The sequence below is a fragment of the Prolinoborus fasciculus genome, from assembly GCF_056724605.1.
On sequence record NZ_JBWZQN010000029.1, the window covers coordinates 1 to 16,366 of the forward strand.

Annotated in this window: 15 protein-coding genes; 8 read left to right on the plus strand and 7 right to left on the minus strand. The window is 43.0% G+C overall.

All coding sequences use genetic code 11. The features are described 5' to 3' along the window. Nucleotides 1–174: 174 nt before the first annotated feature. The 3 genes from AC1P5O_RS08485 to AC1P5O_RS08495 all read right to left on the minus strand — a co-directional run bounded on the left by AC1P5O_RS08485 (nt 175) and on the right by AC1P5O_RS08495 (nt 3,626). The gene (locus AC1P5O_RS08485) at nt 175–1,101 is read right to left on the minus strand and encodes an AEC family transporter (RefSeq protein WP_129717581.1); all 927 of its coding nucleotides are present in this window, start codon (nt 1,099–1,101) and stop codon (nt 175–177) included. Nucleotides 1,102–1,161: 60 nt separating this feature from the next. Next, nucleotides 1,162–2,271, minus strand: coding sequence for an NADH:flavin oxidoreductase/NADH oxidase (locus AC1P5O_RS08490; protein WP_129717583.1), 1,110 nt, complete (start codon nt 2,269–2,271; stop codon nt 1,162–1,164). A 92-nt stretch (nt 2,272–2,363) separates the two neighbouring features. After that, nucleotides 2,364–3,626 carry a carbohydrate porin gene (locus AC1P5O_RS08495; RefSeq protein ID WP_129717585.1) on the minus strand — a complete coding sequence of 421 codons (1,263 nt, stop codon included), beginning with the start codon at nt 3,624–3,626 and terminating at the stop codon, nt 2,364–2,366. 399 nt (nt 3,627–4,025) lie between these two features. Here AC1P5O_RS08495 and mutM point away from each other — a divergent pair, with 399 nt between their 5' ends. Together mutM and AC1P5O_RS08505 are read left to right on the plus strand one after the other, a co-directional pair. After that, nucleotides 4,026–4,886, plus strand: a complete 861-nt coding sequence (gene mutM, locus AC1P5O_RS08500; RefSeq protein WP_129717587.1) for a bifunctional DNA-formamidopyrimidine glycosylase/DNA-(apurinic or apyrimidinic site) lyase — start codon at nt 4,026–4,028, stop codon at nt 4,884–4,886. Next, the gene (locus tag AC1P5O_RS08505; RefSeq protein ID WP_005266020.1) at nt 4,883–5,167 is read left to right on the plus strand and encodes a peptidylprolyl isomerase; all 285 of its coding nucleotides are present in this window, start codon (nt 4,883–4,885) and stop codon (nt 5,165–5,167) included. The genes mutM and AC1P5O_RS08505 overlap by 4 nt, the downstream gene beginning before the upstream one ends. Before the next feature lie 82 nt (nt 5,168–5,249). Here AC1P5O_RS08505 and mscL read toward each other — a convergent pair whose 3' ends face one another. Together mscL and typA are read right to left on the minus strand one after the other, a co-directional pair. Further along, the gene (gene mscL / locus AC1P5O_RS08510; RefSeq protein WP_004281717.1) at nt 5,250–5,690 is read right to left on the minus strand and encodes a large conductance mechanosensitive channel protein MscL; all 441 of its coding nucleotides are present in this window, start codon (nt 5,688–5,690) and stop codon (nt 5,250–5,252) included. Between the two features lie 177 nt (nt 5,691–5,867). Continuing rightward, a complete protein-coding gene (gene typA, locus AC1P5O_RS08515; RefSeq protein ID WP_004281716.1) occupies nt 5,868–7,706 on the minus strand; it encodes a translational GTPase TypA in 1,839 nt (612 codons plus the stop codon). Nucleotides 7,707–7,880: 174 nt separating this feature from the next. Here typA and AC1P5O_RS08520 point away from each other — a divergent pair, with 174 nt between their 5' ends. The 3 genes from AC1P5O_RS08520 (at nt 7,881) to AC1P5O_RS08530 (ending at nt 11,815) form a co-directional block, all read left to right on the plus strand. Next, nucleotides 7,881–9,251 (plus strand): uracil-xanthine permease family protein, encoded by a 1,371-nt coding sequence (locus tag AC1P5O_RS08520; RefSeq protein WP_004281715.1) that lies wholly within the window; start codon nt 7,881–7,883, stop codon nt 9,249–9,251. Between the two features lie 66 nt (nt 9,252–9,317). Continuing rightward, nucleotides 9,318–10,352, plus strand: a complete 1,035-nt coding sequence (locus AC1P5O_RS08525) for a methyltransferase (protein ID WP_005266021.1) — start codon at nt 9,318–9,320, stop codon at nt 10,350–10,352. Further along, nucleotides 10,352–11,815 carry an amino acid permease gene (locus AC1P5O_RS08530; RefSeq protein ID WP_121980021.1) on the plus strand — a complete coding sequence of 488 codons (1,464 nt, stop codon included), beginning with the start codon at nt 10,352–10,354 and terminating at the stop codon, nt 11,813–11,815. The genes AC1P5O_RS08525 and AC1P5O_RS08530 overlap by 1 nt, the downstream gene beginning before the upstream one ends. Before the next feature lie 52 nt (nt 11,816–11,867). Here the strand turns inward: AC1P5O_RS08530 and AC1P5O_RS08535 are convergent, their stop codons facing one another. Both AC1P5O_RS08535 and omp38 read right to left on the minus strand, forming a co-directional pair. Further along, the gene (locus AC1P5O_RS08535) at nt 11,868–12,401 is read right to left on the minus strand and encodes a cysteine peptidase family C39 domain-containing protein (RefSeq protein ID WP_121980379.1); all 534 of its coding nucleotides are present in this window, start codon (nt 12,399–12,401) and stop codon (nt 11,868–11,870) included. Between the two features lie 103 nt (nt 12,402–12,504). Then, nucleotides 12,505–13,560 carry an outer membrane protein Omp38 gene (gene omp38, locus AC1P5O_RS08540; RefSeq protein ID WP_121980378.1) on the minus strand — a complete coding sequence of 352 codons (1,056 nt, stop codon included), beginning with the start codon at nt 13,558–13,560 and terminating at the stop codon, nt 12,505–12,507. A gap of 375 nt (nt 13,561–13,935) precedes the next feature. Here omp38 and AC1P5O_RS08545 point away from each other — a divergent pair, with 375 nt between their 5' ends. From AC1P5O_RS08545 to AC1P5O_RS08555, 3 genes are all read left to right on the plus strand, one after another. Further along, nucleotides 13,936–14,457, plus strand: a complete 522-nt coding sequence (locus AC1P5O_RS08545; RefSeq protein WP_121980377.1) for a GspH/FimT family pseudopilin — start codon at nt 13,936–13,938, stop codon at nt 14,455–14,457. 111 nt (nt 14,458–14,568) lie between these two features. Beyond that, nucleotides 14,569–15,744 carry a thiolase family protein gene (locus AC1P5O_RS08550; protein ID WP_121980376.1) on the plus strand — a complete coding sequence of 392 codons (1,176 nt, stop codon included), beginning with the start codon at nt 14,569–14,571 and terminating at the stop codon, nt 15,742–15,744. A gap of 159 nt (nt 15,745–15,903) precedes the next feature. Continuing rightward, nucleotides 15,904–16,353: a VOC family protein gene (locus AC1P5O_RS08555; RefSeq protein ID WP_004281708.1), complete on the plus strand. Its 450-nt coding sequence runs from the start codon at nt 15,904–15,906 to the stop codon at nt 16,351–16,353. Nucleotides 16,354–16,366 lie beyond the last annotated feature (13 nt).

Below are 16,366 nucleotides of genomic sequence, written 5' to 3' on the forward strand. Positions count from 1 at the left end.
AAAGTGAAGGTAGGGTTTGTTTTAATGTTAAATCTAGATTCTGAGATAAATTCATAAAAAAAGAGCGTATTTACATACGCTCTTTTTACAGCATTTTAACTTTTTTTGCTTAACTGACTGGCATTACATGCAATTGAGGGCTTTTTAATAGCAGAGCATTCATCTTCTAAAAGATTATCCCCACCACAAGGCAATTAAGCCACTGGTCACGATAAAACCGGCAATGGTACTCATCAACAATGGCGTTAAGGTTCGATCATTCAGACCATACGCCTGTCCCAACATGCCAAAAATCGTTGGCATAGGCAAAGCTGCAATTAGCGTACCGACACGGACCATTTCCTCATTTAAGTCCGTCAACTGGCTCAGCCCCAGATACATCAATAACGGCATCATGATATTGTTGGAAAATACCAGATAGAAACTTTGCAGATTGACATATTTCAGGCTCATTCCCACGATCCCGCCGCCAATAGCAAACAGGGCCAATGGTGACGCTGTCTGACCAATCAAGGCAAAGACCTGATCAAGATAGACTGGAATTTTAATCTGGAAAACTGCACAAGCCATGCCCAGCATTACCCCCATAAATAAGGGATTCTTTAGCAAAGTCAGCAGTACACTTTTCAGAATGGCGCCAAGATTCGCCTGATGTTGTGTGCCCAACGCCGCCATGACCAGCACCAGCGGAATCAGCAACACGCTTTCAATGATGACCACTAGAGAGGTATAAGTCATCGCCTGTTGCCCGATCAATAAGCTGAGCACAGCCGTACCAATCAGGCCGGTATTTGACATTGCAGCGCCCAGCGACAGCACTGCACTTTGCGAATGCGTATTCTGAAAATGACGGCGCATGATCCAGAAACCGCTGCCATAAAGCAGCAAGGTCACGCTGCTATACACGGCAAAGTATTCAAAATACCAGATTTCATGCAGGTCTTTGGAGGCAAGGGACTGAAAGAACAGCAAAGGCAAGGCCACTTTAATGACAAAAGCACCGACCGTCCCCACCTGCTCTTTGCTTAACACTTGACTCTTTACAGTCAGATAACCCAGTGCCAACAATAAAAATATGGGCACAATGACCGCAAAAATCATAATGCAGTATCCTCTTGCCAGTGATATTCCATTATAAGAATTTCTGAGACTAAAGCAGTGTTAAAAAGGCTCAAACAGGTGATTCAAACCATGCGGTGCACAGCGCAGATATTGCGGTGAAATTTTGGTTTTTTCCTCAAGTGCTGCCGCTGCATGCCAAGGCCAATGTGGATCATAAAGAATGGCACGAGCCAGTGCGATGGCATCAGCTTGACCTTTTTGCAAAATATCTTCTGCCTGCTTAGCTTCAGTAATCAAACCGACGGCAATCACGGGAATACTCACGACTTTCTTGATCGCATCTGCAAAAGGCACCTGATAATTCGGCTTCACATCGATGTTCTGTTTAGCATGTAAGCCGGCACTGGAAATATGAATATAAGCAGCACCCGCAGCTTCTAGTGCTTTGGACAATTCAATTGAAGAATCAATGGTCCAGCTATCTGGCTGATCCATCCAATCGCTGGCCGAAATACGTACTCCAATCGGATAACCTTCTGGAACCGCCGCTTTCATGGCTTGTAATACTTCCAGAGTCAGGCGAATCCGGTTCTCCAGTGAGCCGCCATACTGATCATCACGTTTATTTGAAAGTGGTGACATGAACTGATGTAGTAAATAACCATGCGCTGCATGCAGCTCAATCAGGTCAAAACCGGCATTAACTGCACGTTTGGCACTTTCTGCAAAGTCAGCAATGACCTGCTTGATTTCTGACTGGCTTAAGGCCTTAGGTGGATGCTCATCTGCCTGAAAAGGAATATCACTGGCAGAAACAGTTTGCCAGCCATGTGCTTCATCCGGCTTAAACTGACCTTTACCTGCCCATGGTTTATCTGTTGAGGCTTTACGTCCGGCATGTGCGAGTTGAATAGCAAAAGGCATCGGGGAAATGGATTTGAGTTTTTCCAGTAAGGTCTTGATCTGCATTGCCTGTTCGTCATTCCACAAGCCCAGATCGGCATAACTGATCCGGCCTTCTGGCTGTACCGCAGTCGCTTCGACAATACATAAACCTGCACCCGATAAGGCATAGTTGGCCCATTGCTGCTCGTGCCAATAGGTAATTTCCCCCTGCTCTGTTGCAGAGTACTGACACATCGGCGCAATTACGATTTTATTTTGAAGTTGCAGTGATCCAAATTGAATAGGTTGAAATAGTAATGCCACGCTGTATTTCCTCTTTTTATTGCACAGTTTCACTCTAGAAATAAAAACAGGCTCCCAAGAGCCTGTTTAGTTATAACGTGAACGATCAAACTTTAGAAGATGATTCGTGTAGTCAAACCGAGTACCAGTGCATCATCCACATTGTTGCTTGAACCTGGATTAATGACATATTGCAGGTTTGGACGCAGCATTAGCCACTTTGTTGCGTTATAGCTATAGTTCAGTTCAATATTGTATTCTGCACTCGCATCAAAATTCAGATTCTTGATCCGGTCATTAATATGTACACGATTGACCGCCAGACCTAAAATATCATTCGGCTGGCTGTCCGCAAGACCGATATATTTCACACCGATTTGTTGTGAATTATCCACTTTATTGGTATCGCGGTCATGCCAAGTAAAGTTGGCAAATGAATGCAAACCCTGACGGCCCTGACCTGTAGACGTTAACTGTTGCTCTACAGCTAACCAACCAGCAAAGGTACGGTTTTTGGCATCAGTAGGATTGGCAATATCTTTTTGGTTGGCAACATCATCGGCCGTATTGTACATCCCGCCGACACGGTAGCTGCCTGGCAGGCCATTCACCAATGATTTCGGTGTCCAGATTACTTCTGCCGGAATTGTCACGCCATCTGCATGGTCGGTATCCAGACTCCAGCCCTGACCTTCTTTAGCGCCATTACCATTATCTGGATTAAACTCATACACACCGACTTGTACCGCAAGTTCAGGATTGAGTTGCTGCTTCACGCGCGCACCCCATTGTGCTACAGGCGTATTCATCCAGATATTGCCCTGCCATTTACCCATCTGTGCAGCACAAAATGCCGTACTGGCAAAATCACAAGCCATGACATTAAAGTCCATACCCAGACCAAGACGACCCGCCTTAATACTGAGCCCTTGGTCTTTATAATTCTTTTCAATAGACAGCTCGCTCAGACGGCTATCCTGATTACCACGCCCAAAAGTGCCTTGTACATTGGCTAGCTGAGGTGCACTAAGATCCTGCAAGTCACGAACAGAGGTACTTTGACCCTGACGTGCACTCATCACGGCACGTACAGTGACACCATTCCATCCTGTCAGCTTTTCCATATCCAGCTGAGTACCCAGCCATAACTGGGCAGAAGTTAATGGATCTGCGCCCTCATTACGACCACCATCAGCAAGATAGGCAGTATCGGTTAATAGATTGGCTTCAAATTTAATTCCCTGTTGGGCCAGTTCTGTACGTTGACCATTCCAGTCCCCCAGTAAATACTGACCTTGTGGATCAAATGCAGATTCCGCCTGAGCGGTTGTCATGACAGCCATTAAAGGCAATAGAGCTAGACCTAAATATTTCATGTAAAACCTAAACATTCGGAGAGAAAAACAAGCAAGGTTTTTAAATTGCTATTAGGTACATGAATTTACATAACTTTTCATATAAATTCCCAGCATTTTTTTTATTACTCATTAAACTTTTAGTTATGCCTTAAACATAAAAATATAATTTTTATTTTAAAAATTTTAAATTATTTATATATTTTTCATTAGCTTATAATGTATTGATAATTTCCATTCGATTTCCTCCTAAGAAAATTCGCTATAAAAATATAGAAACCTAGTTTATTCTTTAAACAATTCCAGCTTAAATAAAGATGAAATACCCAGTCATTTTCCAGCGATTTCACCCAGATTAACGCTTGCAATCCCGGCCAATTCACCCAATATTAGCTGCATCTCCCTCGCCACTGATGTGTTATGCCTGAATTACCAGAAGTTGAAACCACCAAAACCAGTTTATTACCCTTATTGGAACAACGCGTAAAACGTGTTGAAGTGCGTCAGTCCAGTTTGCGCTGGCCTATCCCAGAAAATATAGAAAAACTGGTGGGGCAAAAATTACTCAAGCTCACTCGCCGTTCTAAATATATTCTGGCAGAGTTTGAACACGACACCATGCTCTGGCATTTGGGCATGTCGGGAAGTTTCCGTCTATGCGATGGCAATGAAGAATTACGCAAACATGACCATCTAATCATTCAGTTTGATGATATCGAACTGCGTTATCATGACCCTCGCCGTTTTGGTTGCATTCTTTGGCTGGATGCACAATCACAAAGCAAATTAATAGATACGCTGGGGCCAGAACCCTTAAGCGAGAACTTTAATGCCGAGTATTTATTTGAAAAATTGAAGAATAAAAATGTTGGCACCAAAGTTGCAATTATGGATAACCATGTGGTGGTGGGCGTAGGCAATATTTATGCGACCGAAAGTCTGTTTAATCTGGGGATTCATCCAGCACAACCGGCCTCGACGTTAAGCTTGGTGCAGATTGAAAAGCTAGTGCTGGAAATCAAGCGTATCTTGAAACAGGCAATTGATCTGGGTGGTTCAACCTTAAGAGACTACACCAATGCCATGGGCGAAAATGGCTATTTTCAGCAAACCCTGCTGGCTTATGGCCGTGCCGGTGAAATGTGTGTGAACTGCGAGACCACACTTGAAAATATTAAATTGGGACAACGGGCTTCAGTTTTTTGTCCTGAGTGCCAACCTTTGAAAAAGATCCAGCTCCCTGTCAAAAAAGTGGCAACTGTACGAGGGAAAAAGTCATGAAAACAGCCATTGTGCGTCATATTCTGGTCAAAGATAGAGAAACTGCTGAACAGCTTAAAAAGAAGATTTTAAGTGGCGCCGACTTTAATAAAATCGCCAAACAGTATTCAACCTGTAATTCTGCCAAACGTGGCGGTGAGCTAGGTGAAGTAAAGAAAGGTCAACTGGTTCCGGTCATTGATAAACTGGTTTTCACTGCAGCAGAACGTGTATTACATGGCCCGATCAAAAGCCAGTTTGGTTTTCATTTGGTCGAAATCAAGTTTCGGATGGATTTTTAATATTTATAAATCCCTCCCTACCTCCCTTTGTTAAAGGGAGAAGTTCCCCTTTTATAAAGGGGATTTAGGGGGATTAGAAAAATTAGACTTGAGGTGGACGCTTTTTCAATTCATCACGAATTTCACGCAATAATTCAATATCGGCTGGGGTGGTCGGAGTTTCCTCGACTGGGCCTTCTTGTTTACGTAAACGGTTCATGAACTTCACCAATAAAAATACGACCCAAGCCAAGATTAAGAAATTAATTAAAATCGTTAAAAAGTTACCGTAAGTCAGTACATTCACACCCGCCTTAGTCAAAGCATCCAGAGATTGTAAATTGTCTGGGTTTCTTCCCAAGATAAAGAATTTTTGCGTAAAATCGACGCCACCACCGGTGATCACGGTAATTAGAGGCATAATGATGTCTTTCACCAATGAATCGATGATCTTGCTAAAAGCACCACCGATAATGACACCAATCGCCAGATCCATCATGTTGCCTTTGATCGCAAACTCTTTAAATTCTTGAATAATGCTCATAACTGCTCCCATATGTTATTTTCAAGTTTTGGGTCAAATTATACCTGAATAAATACTTTTAATTTTGACTTAGTTTAATGCGTTTTAGTAAATTATGATTTAAGCATAACGTAAATATAAAAAAACCGTAATCTTCGAAAAGATTACGGTTTTTGAAAACCCGAAATAATCTAGCGATTATTTACCTGAACGGTTACGTTTACGTTCGTTTTCAGTCAAGAAACGCTTACGGATACGGATTGACTTAGGTGTTACTTCTACTAGTTCATCATCTTCAATAAACTCAAGCGCTTGCTCAAGTGTATATTCAATCGCAGGAACCAGCGTTAACGCATCATCAGTACCAGAAGCACGTACGTTGGTTAACTGTTTTGCTTTAGTCGGGTTAACTGTCATGTCGTCTGAACGAGAGTTAATACCGATGATCATACCTTCATAAACTTCTAACTGTGGTTTCGCGAATAGACGACCACGGTCTTGAAGTGTGAACAGTGCATAGCCCAGGCAAGTACCTTGAACCATAGAAATCAGTACACCGTTTTGACGTTTCGCAACAGTACCTTGCTTCATTGGACCGTAGTGCGAGAAGCTAGACGTCATGATCCCTGTACCAGAAGTCATGGTCAGGAATTCAGAACGGAAACCAATCAGACCGCGTGAAGGAACAGTTGCCTCAATACGGATACGGCCTTTACCGTCAACTTCCATATTGGTCATTTCGCCTTTACGATGACCCATTTGTTCCATTACAGCGCCTTGGTGCTGTTCTTCAACGTCAAAAGTAACGTTTTCGTATGGCTCTTGTTTTTCACCATCAATTTCTTTAATGATTACCTGTGGACGAGATACGCCCATTTCGAAACCTTCACGACGCATGTTTTCAATAAGAACTGAAAGGTGAAGTTCACCACGACCAGATACTTTGAAACGGTCTGGACTATCAGTATCTTCAACACGTAATGCTACGTTGTGAATCAATTCGCGGTCTAGACGTTCACGGATATTACGTGAAGTTACGAACTTACCTTCTTTACCAGCAAACGGTGAGTTGTTTACCTGGAATGTCATCGATACTGTAGGTTCATCTACAGACAATGGAGGTAAAGCTTCAACATTTTTCGGATCACAGATGGTGTCAGAAATGTTGAGTGCATCGATACCCGTTACACAAACGATATCGCCTGCAGAAGCTTCTTCAACGTCAACGCGATCTAGACCATGATAACCCATGATTTTTAAGATACGGCCGTTACGTGTTTTGCCATCTTTATCGATTACAGTTACTTGTGTGTTTAATTTCACTGAACCGCGCTGGATACGACCAATACCGATAACGCCTACGAAGCTGTTATAGTCAAGTGAAGATACCTGCATTTGGAATGGACCATCAACATCAACTGCTGGTGGTTCAACGATGTCTACGATCGTTTGGAACAACGGAGTCATGTCTTCAGCAAGTTCTTCTGGAGAAGGACCAGCAACACCACGAAGGCCTGAAGCATAAACAACTGGGAAGTCTAACTGTTCGTCAGAAGCACCCAAGTTATCGAACAGATCAAATACTTGGTCAATTACCCAGTCTGGACGCGCGCTTGGCTTGTCGACTTTGTTAATAATCACGATTGGTTTCAAACCACGTGCGAACGCTTTTTGCGTTACGAAACGAGTTTGTGGCATTGGGCCTTCTTGTGAGTCTACAAGAAGAAGTACGCAGTCAACCATCGACATTACACGTTCAACTTCACCACCGAAATCGGCGTGTCCCGGGGTGTCCACGATGTTAATGCGGTATTCAGTATTGGTACGTTCATCTAACCATTTGATTGCAGTGTTTTTTGCAAGAATGGTAATACCACGTTCGCTTTCAATAGCGCCAGAATCCATGACACGCTCGATCTCACCCGCGCGATCACCGAGAGCACCTGATTGTTGCAAAAGTTTGTCTACAAGAGTGGTTTTACCATGATCGACGTGCGCAATAATGGCGATGTTACGGAGAGTTTTAATATCTGACATGTAAATTCAATGCGTATGTAATTTGAGGGCAAATTATACAGAAAAATACAAAACTTTTATAGTCACTGTAACCACACTCCTCAACTTTTTTTGCTCCGTTGGGGATTTTTTGATTTTGTAAAGACGTGTAACTCGATTAGAATAGCGCCACCCAGCCTTAATTTGCATTGACACATGTCTGATTTTAATCAATCTCCTCCTTCTAAAGATCAACTCGACCTGGTATATGGTCTGGAAGATCGACCAAAACCACTGATTGCTTTTTTAGCTGCATTCCAGCACTTACTGGCAATTATTGTCCCGATTGTGACCCCTGGTCTGCTGATTTGTTTGGCGCTTGGTGTTTCCAAAGAAGACACCAACATGATTTTATCCATGTCCTTGGTGATCTCGGGCATCGCGACTTTTTTACAGTCTAAAAAAGTCGGACCTTTTGGTGCCGGTCTGCTGATTGTCCAAGGAACCAGCTTTAACTTCATCGGTCCAATTATTGGTATTGGTTCAGCTATGGTGGCTGCAGGCACACCTGTAGAAGCAGTCATGGCTTCTATTTTTGGTGTGGTGATTGCAGGTGCATTTATTGAAATGGGCGTGTCACAAATTCTGCCTTGGATCAAAAAACTGATTACCCCTTTGGTCACCGGTATTGTGGTTCTGCTGATTGGTTTAACCTTAATTAAAGAAGGTTTAATCAGCATGGGCGGTGGTTATCAGGCCATGAGCGATAAAACTTTTGCCAATGCCGACAACCTGATCATGTCTTGTACCGTCCTGGCGTTGATTATTATCCTGAACCGGATCCGGATTACCTGGGTAAAAAGCTCTGCCATTTTAATCGCCCTGATCTGTGGTTATGTTCTGGCAGGCTTTATGGGCCATCTGGATTTCTCTGGTCTGAAAGATGCACCACTGGTACAGATTCCAACCCCAATGCATTTCGGTTTAAGCTTCTCCTGGAGTCTGTTTATTCCGATGGCATTCATCTATCTGGTGACCTCTTTAGAAGCGATTGGTGATATCACTGCGACTTCAAAGCTTTCCAACCAGCCAGTTGATGGTCCAAAATGGATGCAGCGCATTAAAGGCGGTGTACTGGTAAATGGCGCGAATTCATTCCTTGCCGGTATTTTTAACACCTTCCCGAGTTCCGTATTTGCACAAAATAATGGCGTAATCCAGTTAACGGGCGTAGCAAGTCGTTATGTCGGTATCTGGATTGCTGCTTTGCTGGTTATTCTTGGTTTGCTGCCTGCAGTTGCTGGTATTATTCAGGCCGTTCCGCAAGCGGTACTGGGTGGTGCAGTGATGGTGATGTTTGGTGCAGTCGCAGCATCTGGTATTAACATTCTGTCTGGTGTCCATCTGGACCGTCGTGCCCTGCTGATTATTGCGATTTCACTGGCGCTGGGTTTAGGTGTTGCACAAGTTCCACAAATTCTTGAGCATCTTCCTGAGTTATTCCGTAATATCTTTAGCTCAGGCGTTGCTACTGGTGGTATCGCGGCCCTTATTCTTAATGTTGTACTTCCTGAAACAAAGAAGTAATTTCATGTCCAAAGAACACTGTCTAGGTCAGGCTTAGGCAGTGTTCTTTATATTGGAGAGATACCTATGGATCCTAAAAGCGAAGTTTTATTAAGACAATATGATTTTTTGTCGGGTCGCATCCTACTGATTAATGCACCAACAGATGATCTGCTCGCTGAATTCGATGCCTCTATCAATCCCGCTGTCTGGACATGGAATTTTAACGATTTTCAATATTTCCAGTCACAACAAGCAGATGTGCATTTTGGTGCAGAGATGCCTGAAGCTGAGTTTGATCAGGCGGTTATTTTTGTACCCAAGTCTAAAGAACTGTTGAATTATTTACTGCACACCGTGGCAGCGCAGCTTAAACCGGGCAGCAGTATTTTTCTGGTCGGTGAAAAGAAAGGCGGGATAGAACGCGCAGCCAAACAGTTGCAGCCTTTTGGTAAAACACTCAAACTTGACAGCGCACGTCATTGCCAACTTTGGCAATTGGTTCTAGAGCATACGGTCGAGAAAAAAGCACTTGCAGACTGGGCACAGCGCTATACCGTATCGACACCAAATGGCGACCTGAATATTTGTGCACTTCCAGGCGTATTTAGTCAAAACCGTTTGGATGTGGGAACTGCCACACTATTACCTTATTTGTCACAAGTCACCTCAGGTAAAATCGCTGACTTTGGTTGTGGTGCGGGTGTGATTAGCGCGTATCTGGCAAAGTTGAATCCGAAAAACCGGATTTTTGCCATGGATGTTGATGCCTTTGCACTGGCTTCTACACAAATGACCTTTGAAGAAAATCAGCTTACTCCTGAACAAATTGAAATCAAAGCGGTTACAGGCATTGAGGATGCACCCTTGTTCCTGCATGCGATTGTCAGTAATCCGCCTTTTCATCTGGGAATCGAGACCGATTACACGGCCAGCGAAACCTTATGTAAAACCTCGCGTCGTCATTTAAAATCGGGCGGTGAGCTTTGGATTGTGGCCAACCGTTTCTTGAACTACCCGACCCTGATTGAACAAAACTTTGGTCGCTGCACAGTAAAAGCAGATCAACAAGGCTTTAAAGTGCTCTTCGCCAGCACTCAAAAAAATGTTAAGGAATCATGATGAGCGAAACGCAAAACACGATGCAGCTGCAGCGTAAGCTGGGTGCTCGTCATCTGAATATGATCGCCATTGGTGGATCAATTGGTACAGGTCTATTCCTGGCCTCAGGTGCGACTATTGCCAACGCTGGACCAGGCGGTGCACTACTTGCCTATGTACTGATTGGGATCATGATTTATTTCCTGATGACCAGCTTGGGTGAACTTGCCACGCACAATCCGACCTCAGGTGCATTTTTCACTTACGGCACCAAATATGTCGAAGGTGGTTTTGGTTTCGCTTTAGGTTGGAATTACTGGTACAACTGGGCCATTACCGTGGCTTTTGAGCTGGTTGCCGTTCAGTTCATTATGAAATTCTGGTTTCCCGATATTCCGGGCGTGTACTGGAGCGCCATTTTCCTGGCCATTATTTTCGGGATTAATGCCCTGACAGTAAAAGGCTTTGGCGAATCCGAATTTTTCTTTTCTCTGGTGAAAGTTCTCGCGATCATTGCCTTTATCATCATCGGAATCTGGATGATCGTGAAGATCATGCTCACCCCGGGTGCGGAAGCATTTGCCAACTGGAGCATTGGTGATGCACCCTTTGTCGGTGGTTTCCAGGCATTAATTGGCGTGGCCATGATTGCCGGATTCTCTTTCCAGGGTACCGAAATGGTCGGTGTTGCGGCAGGTGAATCAAAAGATCCAAAGAAAACTATTCCGGTGGCCATCAAACAGATTTTCTGGCGTATCCTTCTGTTTTATATTGTATGTATTTTCATTATCGGCACCTTGATTGCCTATAATGACCCACGTTTATTACAGGCCGCTGCAACAGATAATATTGCGCTTTCGCCATTCACCTTATTGTATGAAAAAGCCGGTTTTGCCTTTGCCGCCAGTATCATGAATGCGGTGATCTTGACCGCTATTCTATCTGCGGGTAATTCGGGCATGTATTCATCTACCCGTATGCTGTTTGATATGGCGCGTAAAGGTAGTGCACCTAAAATGTTTGCGCGTCTGGACCCGCGTGGTGTGCCGATGAATGCACTCTATGCCACTACGGCGATCGCAGCTCTATGCTTCCTGACTACTTTCTTTGGTGAACAGGAAGTCTTTAACTGGCTGCTAAACATGTCAGGGATGTGTGGCTTTATTGTCTGGCTCGGGATTGCCATTTCCCATTACCGTTTCCGTAAAGGTTATCTGGCACAAGGATATAAACTCGAAGATCTGGCTTATCGCGCTAAATTCTTTCCTTTCGCCCCTTGGTTTGCATTTATTCTGTGTGCGATTGTTGTTCTCGGACAGAACTATCAGGATGTTTTGGCCGGTCAATGGATGGGTGTGTTATCGACCTATATCAGTATTCCGCTATTCCTAGCGATTTGGTTCGGCTACAAATGGAAGAAAAAAACCAAACTGGTCTCTTATCAAGAGATGGATGTGCAGCCGATGAAACTTGATCAGGAATAAAAAATTATTCATTAAAAAAATCAGCTTACGGGCTGATTTTTTATTTCTTGAATTAACTATGACGCATCACGAAATTGCGATCATCAATCACAATCACTTGCTGGCAAATTCCGTCTACCCGACGTTGCTGCTCAAATATCTCTTTAGGCATAGACTCAAAACTATCAAAGAAGCTAATTTCATTTTCATCAATTTCATATATCAGGGAATGATTCCCTACTCCCTCTAAGGTGTCATAGAACACAATCACAAAACGGCCTGCTTCTACATTTTCCTGAATTTCTGCATAAGACAATGGCTGTTCTATAACAGGAATATTTAAGCGATGTGCTTGTTGATAGAAATCGACTTCAATTGGCTGTTTATCTGCATCATATTCAGTACAAAAATTGACATCCAAACCCAATGTCTTTAAAGCAACTGCAAGTGCGATGCTTGAGCTTCCCATTTCAGGGTCATGTTGACAGAGCTGAGTTAAATCAGGAATATTCAAATCAATGCCATAATGATGAAAAATCATCCATATTGCAAAAATTCCGCTATTGGCTTCCAGATTTTGCAAATCTTCAGGAATTTCGACACTCATATTTTTACTCAACGACATCTTAACAGGCTAAGTGTAGTCAAAATACAGACACAAAAAAAGCAGCTCCGAAGAGCTGCCTTTTTAATGAGTGTTCAATAATGAATTATTGAGCAACTGGTTGTTCAGCTAAAACAGTACGGCTACCAGTAATCGTCGCGAATACACGACGGTTCATAGCACGACCTTCTTTAGTGTTGTTGTCAGCAATCGGTTGATCCCAAGCAAAACCTTGAGTAGACAAACGAGATGCATCTACGTTGTATTCATTCACAAGTGAAGATTTAACAGAGTTAGCACGCGCTAGAGATAGACGTTCGTTCAATGCACGTGGACCAGTGTTGTCAGTGTGACCTTCGATGCGAGCAGTAGCGTTTGGATATTCAACTAGCTTCTCAGCAACTTTCGCGATTTCTGGTTTGTATTGATCTTTGATGTTTGATTTGTTTGTATCAAAGAACACACGAAGTTCCATGTTCAGGTCTTCAGTCAACTCTTGTGGAGCTGGTGCAACCGGAGTTACAGGCTCAACTGGAGCAACTTCTACTACTGGAGCAGCTGGTTTCAAACGGCCACCTAGAACTACGTTAAGACCAGCAAGTGCTGTATAGTTCCAGAATTTTTCGTCAAAGTGGTAAGTACCACGAGCTTCTGTACGTAGTGCCAATGCATCGTTGATATGCCAGAACGCACCAATACCTGCATTACCTAAAGTACCTTCTTCTTCATTACCACGAGTACCGCGATCTACACCTTCAAATTCGTATTTGTAGTGACCCGCACCCAAAAGCATATATGGCTTTACTTTGCTGTCATAGTTACCAGTGAATACATCAGAAGTTGCATAGAAGTTACCTGCAATATTCTGACCTTTGTATTCTGCACCAGGAGCTGCATAATCTACATCGCCTTTAACCTGGCTATATTCAGCTTCAAAACCTAACCATGGAGTTAATTCAACACCAATCGCAGCACCAACGAATAAATCGTCTTGCATTTCACCTTGATTAGAAACTAATAACTCACCATCGTTACCGCCATTATTGTGCTGAGTGTCTTGGAATGTATAACCTAACATCAACGGAGTAACAGTTACGCCTGCATTTGCAGCAGCAAAAGGTGCAGCTACAAGCATAGCTAAAGCAATACGACTCATTTTCATGGATTTATCCTCCAGAGATAACAATTGTTGTTCAAGCTCAAGCCCGTAATAGGCCATCCTGAGATAGGCTTTTTATTACCCCAGTTTTATTCTTAAGCTATTCACATGGCATCATACAAACACTTTATTATTTTTCCAAGTGCTTGATTAATTTAATCAAGTAAATTATTGACAAAATTACTTACAATTTCCGTTGTAATTCAGTAATTTTTTACTCAATTTTTTATTCTGAATGACCTATTGTGATTGCCAATTATTTTTTAATAGCTTTCTTGAATTTTGAGTAACAGCTAAATTACACGCTCAACAAAGCATAAAAAACGCATAATTAATAACATGTTTCCTATAAAAATAATATATAAATCAGGTAACTCTATGTATAGAAAAATAACAAGAGCGTTCACTATTGTTGAATTAATTATTTGTGTTGCAGTGCTTGCAATTTTGACCAGTATTGCCCTGCCTTACTTTCATAAATATCAGTCCAGACAGGAAGCCAAACAGATTCCTATCAAATTATCTGCGGTTAACCGTTATGCACGTAGTCAGGCTGCCGTGTTTCACCAGAATATTGTGATCTGTCCCAGTCAGGATTCACTCAGCTGTCACCCCAATCAATGGAATAAAAATATACTGGTCTTTATTGATAAAAATAAAAACAGGCAAGTGGATACAGGCGAACAAATTTTACAAATTGATGTACTTAACCTCAAATACGGTAACCTGAGTTGGCGAGGAGCTTTAAGTTTACCGAGTGTCACTTATCAAGCGCACACTGCCCTGCCGATTGGTTCAAATGGTAGTTTTTATTATTGTTCTACCCATCTTTCTAATCAACAGCGTATTGTACTCAGCAAAATGGGGCATATCCGGATTGAAAGTCTCTCGTCTTGCTAACAGAACTATCCAGTTTATGCTTCGCTGCGATTAACGCTTCAATCCTGAGTTTTTTTCAATATACTGCTTAAGTTTGAAAAAATTGATTAAAACTCATACGGAGAGAGAACAATGACTGACATCCTAATTGTCAATGGTGCACGTACAGCCATGGGTGGCTTTCAGGGGAGTCTTGCCAGTGTAACTGCGCCAGAACTCGGTGCGGTCACCATTAAAGAAGCAATTGCCCGTGCGGGTCTGCAACCAGAAGATATTGAAGAAGTCATTATGGGTTGTGTCCTTCCGGCAGGTTTAAAGCAGGGCCCTGCACGTCAAGCCATGCGTCAAGCTGGTCTTCCAGATTCTACTGGCGCTGTAACCATTAATAAATTATGTGGTTCAGGCATGAAAGCCGTCATGCAAGCTGCAGATATGATTAAAGCCGGTTCTGCAAATATCGTGGTTGCAGGTGGCATGGAATCCATGACCAATGCTCCTTATGTATTGCCAAAAGCACGTGGCGGTTTCCGTATGGGTCACGGTGAAATCAAGGACCATATGTTTCTGGATGGCTTGGAAGATGCTGAAACAGGTCGCTTGATGGGCTCATTTGCCCAAGATATGGCAAATACCAAAGGTTATACCCGCGAGCAGATGGATGATTTTGCGATTCGCTCATTAAAGCGTGCGCAAACTGCGGTCAATGAAGGCTACTTTGCTGATGAAATCGTGCCTGTAACAGTTAAAACCCGTAAAGGTGATGTAGTCGTTGATAAAGACGAACAGCCGTTCAATGCCAACATCGATAAAATTCCAACTTTGCGTCCTGCTTTCGCTAAAGACGGTACGATTACGGCGGCTAATGCCAGCTCGATTTCAGATGGTGCATCAGCTTTAGTAATTACCTCGGCTGACAATGCAGCAGCAAAAGGGTTGAATCCTTTGGCTAAAATTGTTGCCTATGCATCGAATTCGCAACATCCATCTGAATTTACCATTGCTCCAGTCGGTGCAATCCAGAAAGTGCTAGATAAAACTGGATGGGCCGCTTCTGATGTCGACCTTTGGGAAATCAATGAAGCCTTTGCCATGGTGACCATGTGCCCAATGGATGAGTTCAAGCTGGATCCTGAAAAAGTCAACATTAACGGTGGTGCATGTGCACTCGGTCATCCTGTGGGTTCAACCGGTTCACGTATTATCCTGACTTTGATTCATGCACTAAAACGTACCGGTGGAAAAAAAGGGATTGCAGCCCTGTGTATTGGTGGTGGTGAAGCGACAGCTGTGGCGATTGAATTACTTTAACCTATTCTCTCACCCCATCCCTCGCCCATAGGGAGAGGGAGTTAAAAATCCTCCTGATCTGGAGGATTTTTTTCGCTTACATTTTGATAAAGCTTGCTCGCGCAAAATACCACAAAGTGGCGTAAATTAAAGCAAGCAAAATAAAAAGGGAGTTCTCCCATGCAACTGAATCATTACCTCAATTTCCAAGGTCAGGCTGAAGCAGCCTTTAACTTTTATAAATCAGTTTTTGGAGGCGAATTTTCAAGTCTGAGTCGTTATGGTGAAATGCCAACTGAAGAAGGTGTCACACTGTCGGAAGTGGATAAAAATAAAATCTTGCATATCTCACTTCCCATTAACGAATTTACAGAACTGATGGCATCCGATACGAATGATCAATTTTGCGCGCAAACCAATACCGTGTTTACGCAAGGTAATAACCACTATATTTCCATTAACTTAGACGCTAGCGAACAAGCTGAAGCACAACGACTCTTTGATGCTTTATCGGTGAATGGTCAAATTGAGATGCCGCTAGAAAGAACCTTTTGGGGCGCACTTTATGCCGCCTTTAGCGATCAGTTTGGAATCCACTGGATGATCAACTGTCAACTTGAAGAAAATTAAAGGTTTTTATCAA

Bases quoted from the DNA above. Each gene is read 5' to 3' on its own strand.
- AC1P5O_RS08525 (WP_005266021.1), top strand. From the start codon at position 9,318: ATGGATCCTAAAAGCGAAGTTTTATTAAGACAATATGATTTTTTGTCG.
- AC1P5O_RS08545 (WP_121980377.1), top strand. From the start codon at position 13,936: ATGTATAGAAAAATAACAAGAGCGTTCACTATTGTTGAATTAATTATT.
- AC1P5O_RS08485 (WP_129717581.1), bottom strand. From the start codon at position 1,101: ATGATTTTTGCGGTCATTGTGCCCATATTTTTATTGTTGGCACTGGGT.
- omp38 (WP_121980378.1), bottom strand. From the start codon at position 13,560: ATGAAAATGAGTCGTATTGCTTTAGCTATGCTTGTAGCTGCACCTTTT.
- AC1P5O_RS08550 (WP_121980376.1), top strand. From the start codon at position 14,569: ATGACTGACATCCTAATTGTCAATGGTGCACGTACAGCCATGGGTGGC.
- AC1P5O_RS08555 (WP_004281708.1), top strand. From the start codon at position 15,904: ATGCAACTGAATCATTACCTCAATTTCCAAGGTCAGGCTGAAGCAGCC.
- AC1P5O_RS08520 (WP_004281715.1), top strand. From the start codon at position 7,881: ATGTCTGATTTTAATCAATCTCCTCCTTCTAAAGATCAACTCGACCTG.
- AC1P5O_RS08495 (WP_129717585.1), bottom strand. From the start codon at position 3,626: ATGAAATATTTAGGTCTAGCTCTATTGCCTTTAATGGCTGTCATGACA.
- AC1P5O_RS08535 (WP_121980379.1), bottom strand. From the start codon at position 12,401: ATGAGTGTCGAAATTCCTGAAGATTTGCAAAATCTGGAAGCCAATAGC.
- mutM (WP_129717587.1), top strand. From the start codon at position 4,026: ATGCCTGAATTACCAGAAGTTGAAACCACCAAAACCAGTTTATTACCC.
- AC1P5O_RS08505 (WP_005266020.1), top strand. From the start codon at position 4,883: ATGAAAACAGCCATTGTGCGTCATATTCTGGTCAAAGATAGAGAAACT.
- mscL (WP_004281717.1), bottom strand. From the start codon at position 5,690: ATGAGCATTATTCAAGAATTTAAAGAGTTTGCGATCAAAGGCAACATG.
- typA (WP_004281716.1), bottom strand. From the start codon at position 7,706: ATGTCAGATATTAAAACTCTCCGTAACATCGCCATTATTGCGCACGTC.
- AC1P5O_RS08530 (WP_121980021.1), top strand. From the start codon at position 10,352: ATGAGCGAAACGCAAAACACGATGCAGCTGCAGCGTAAGCTGGGTGCT.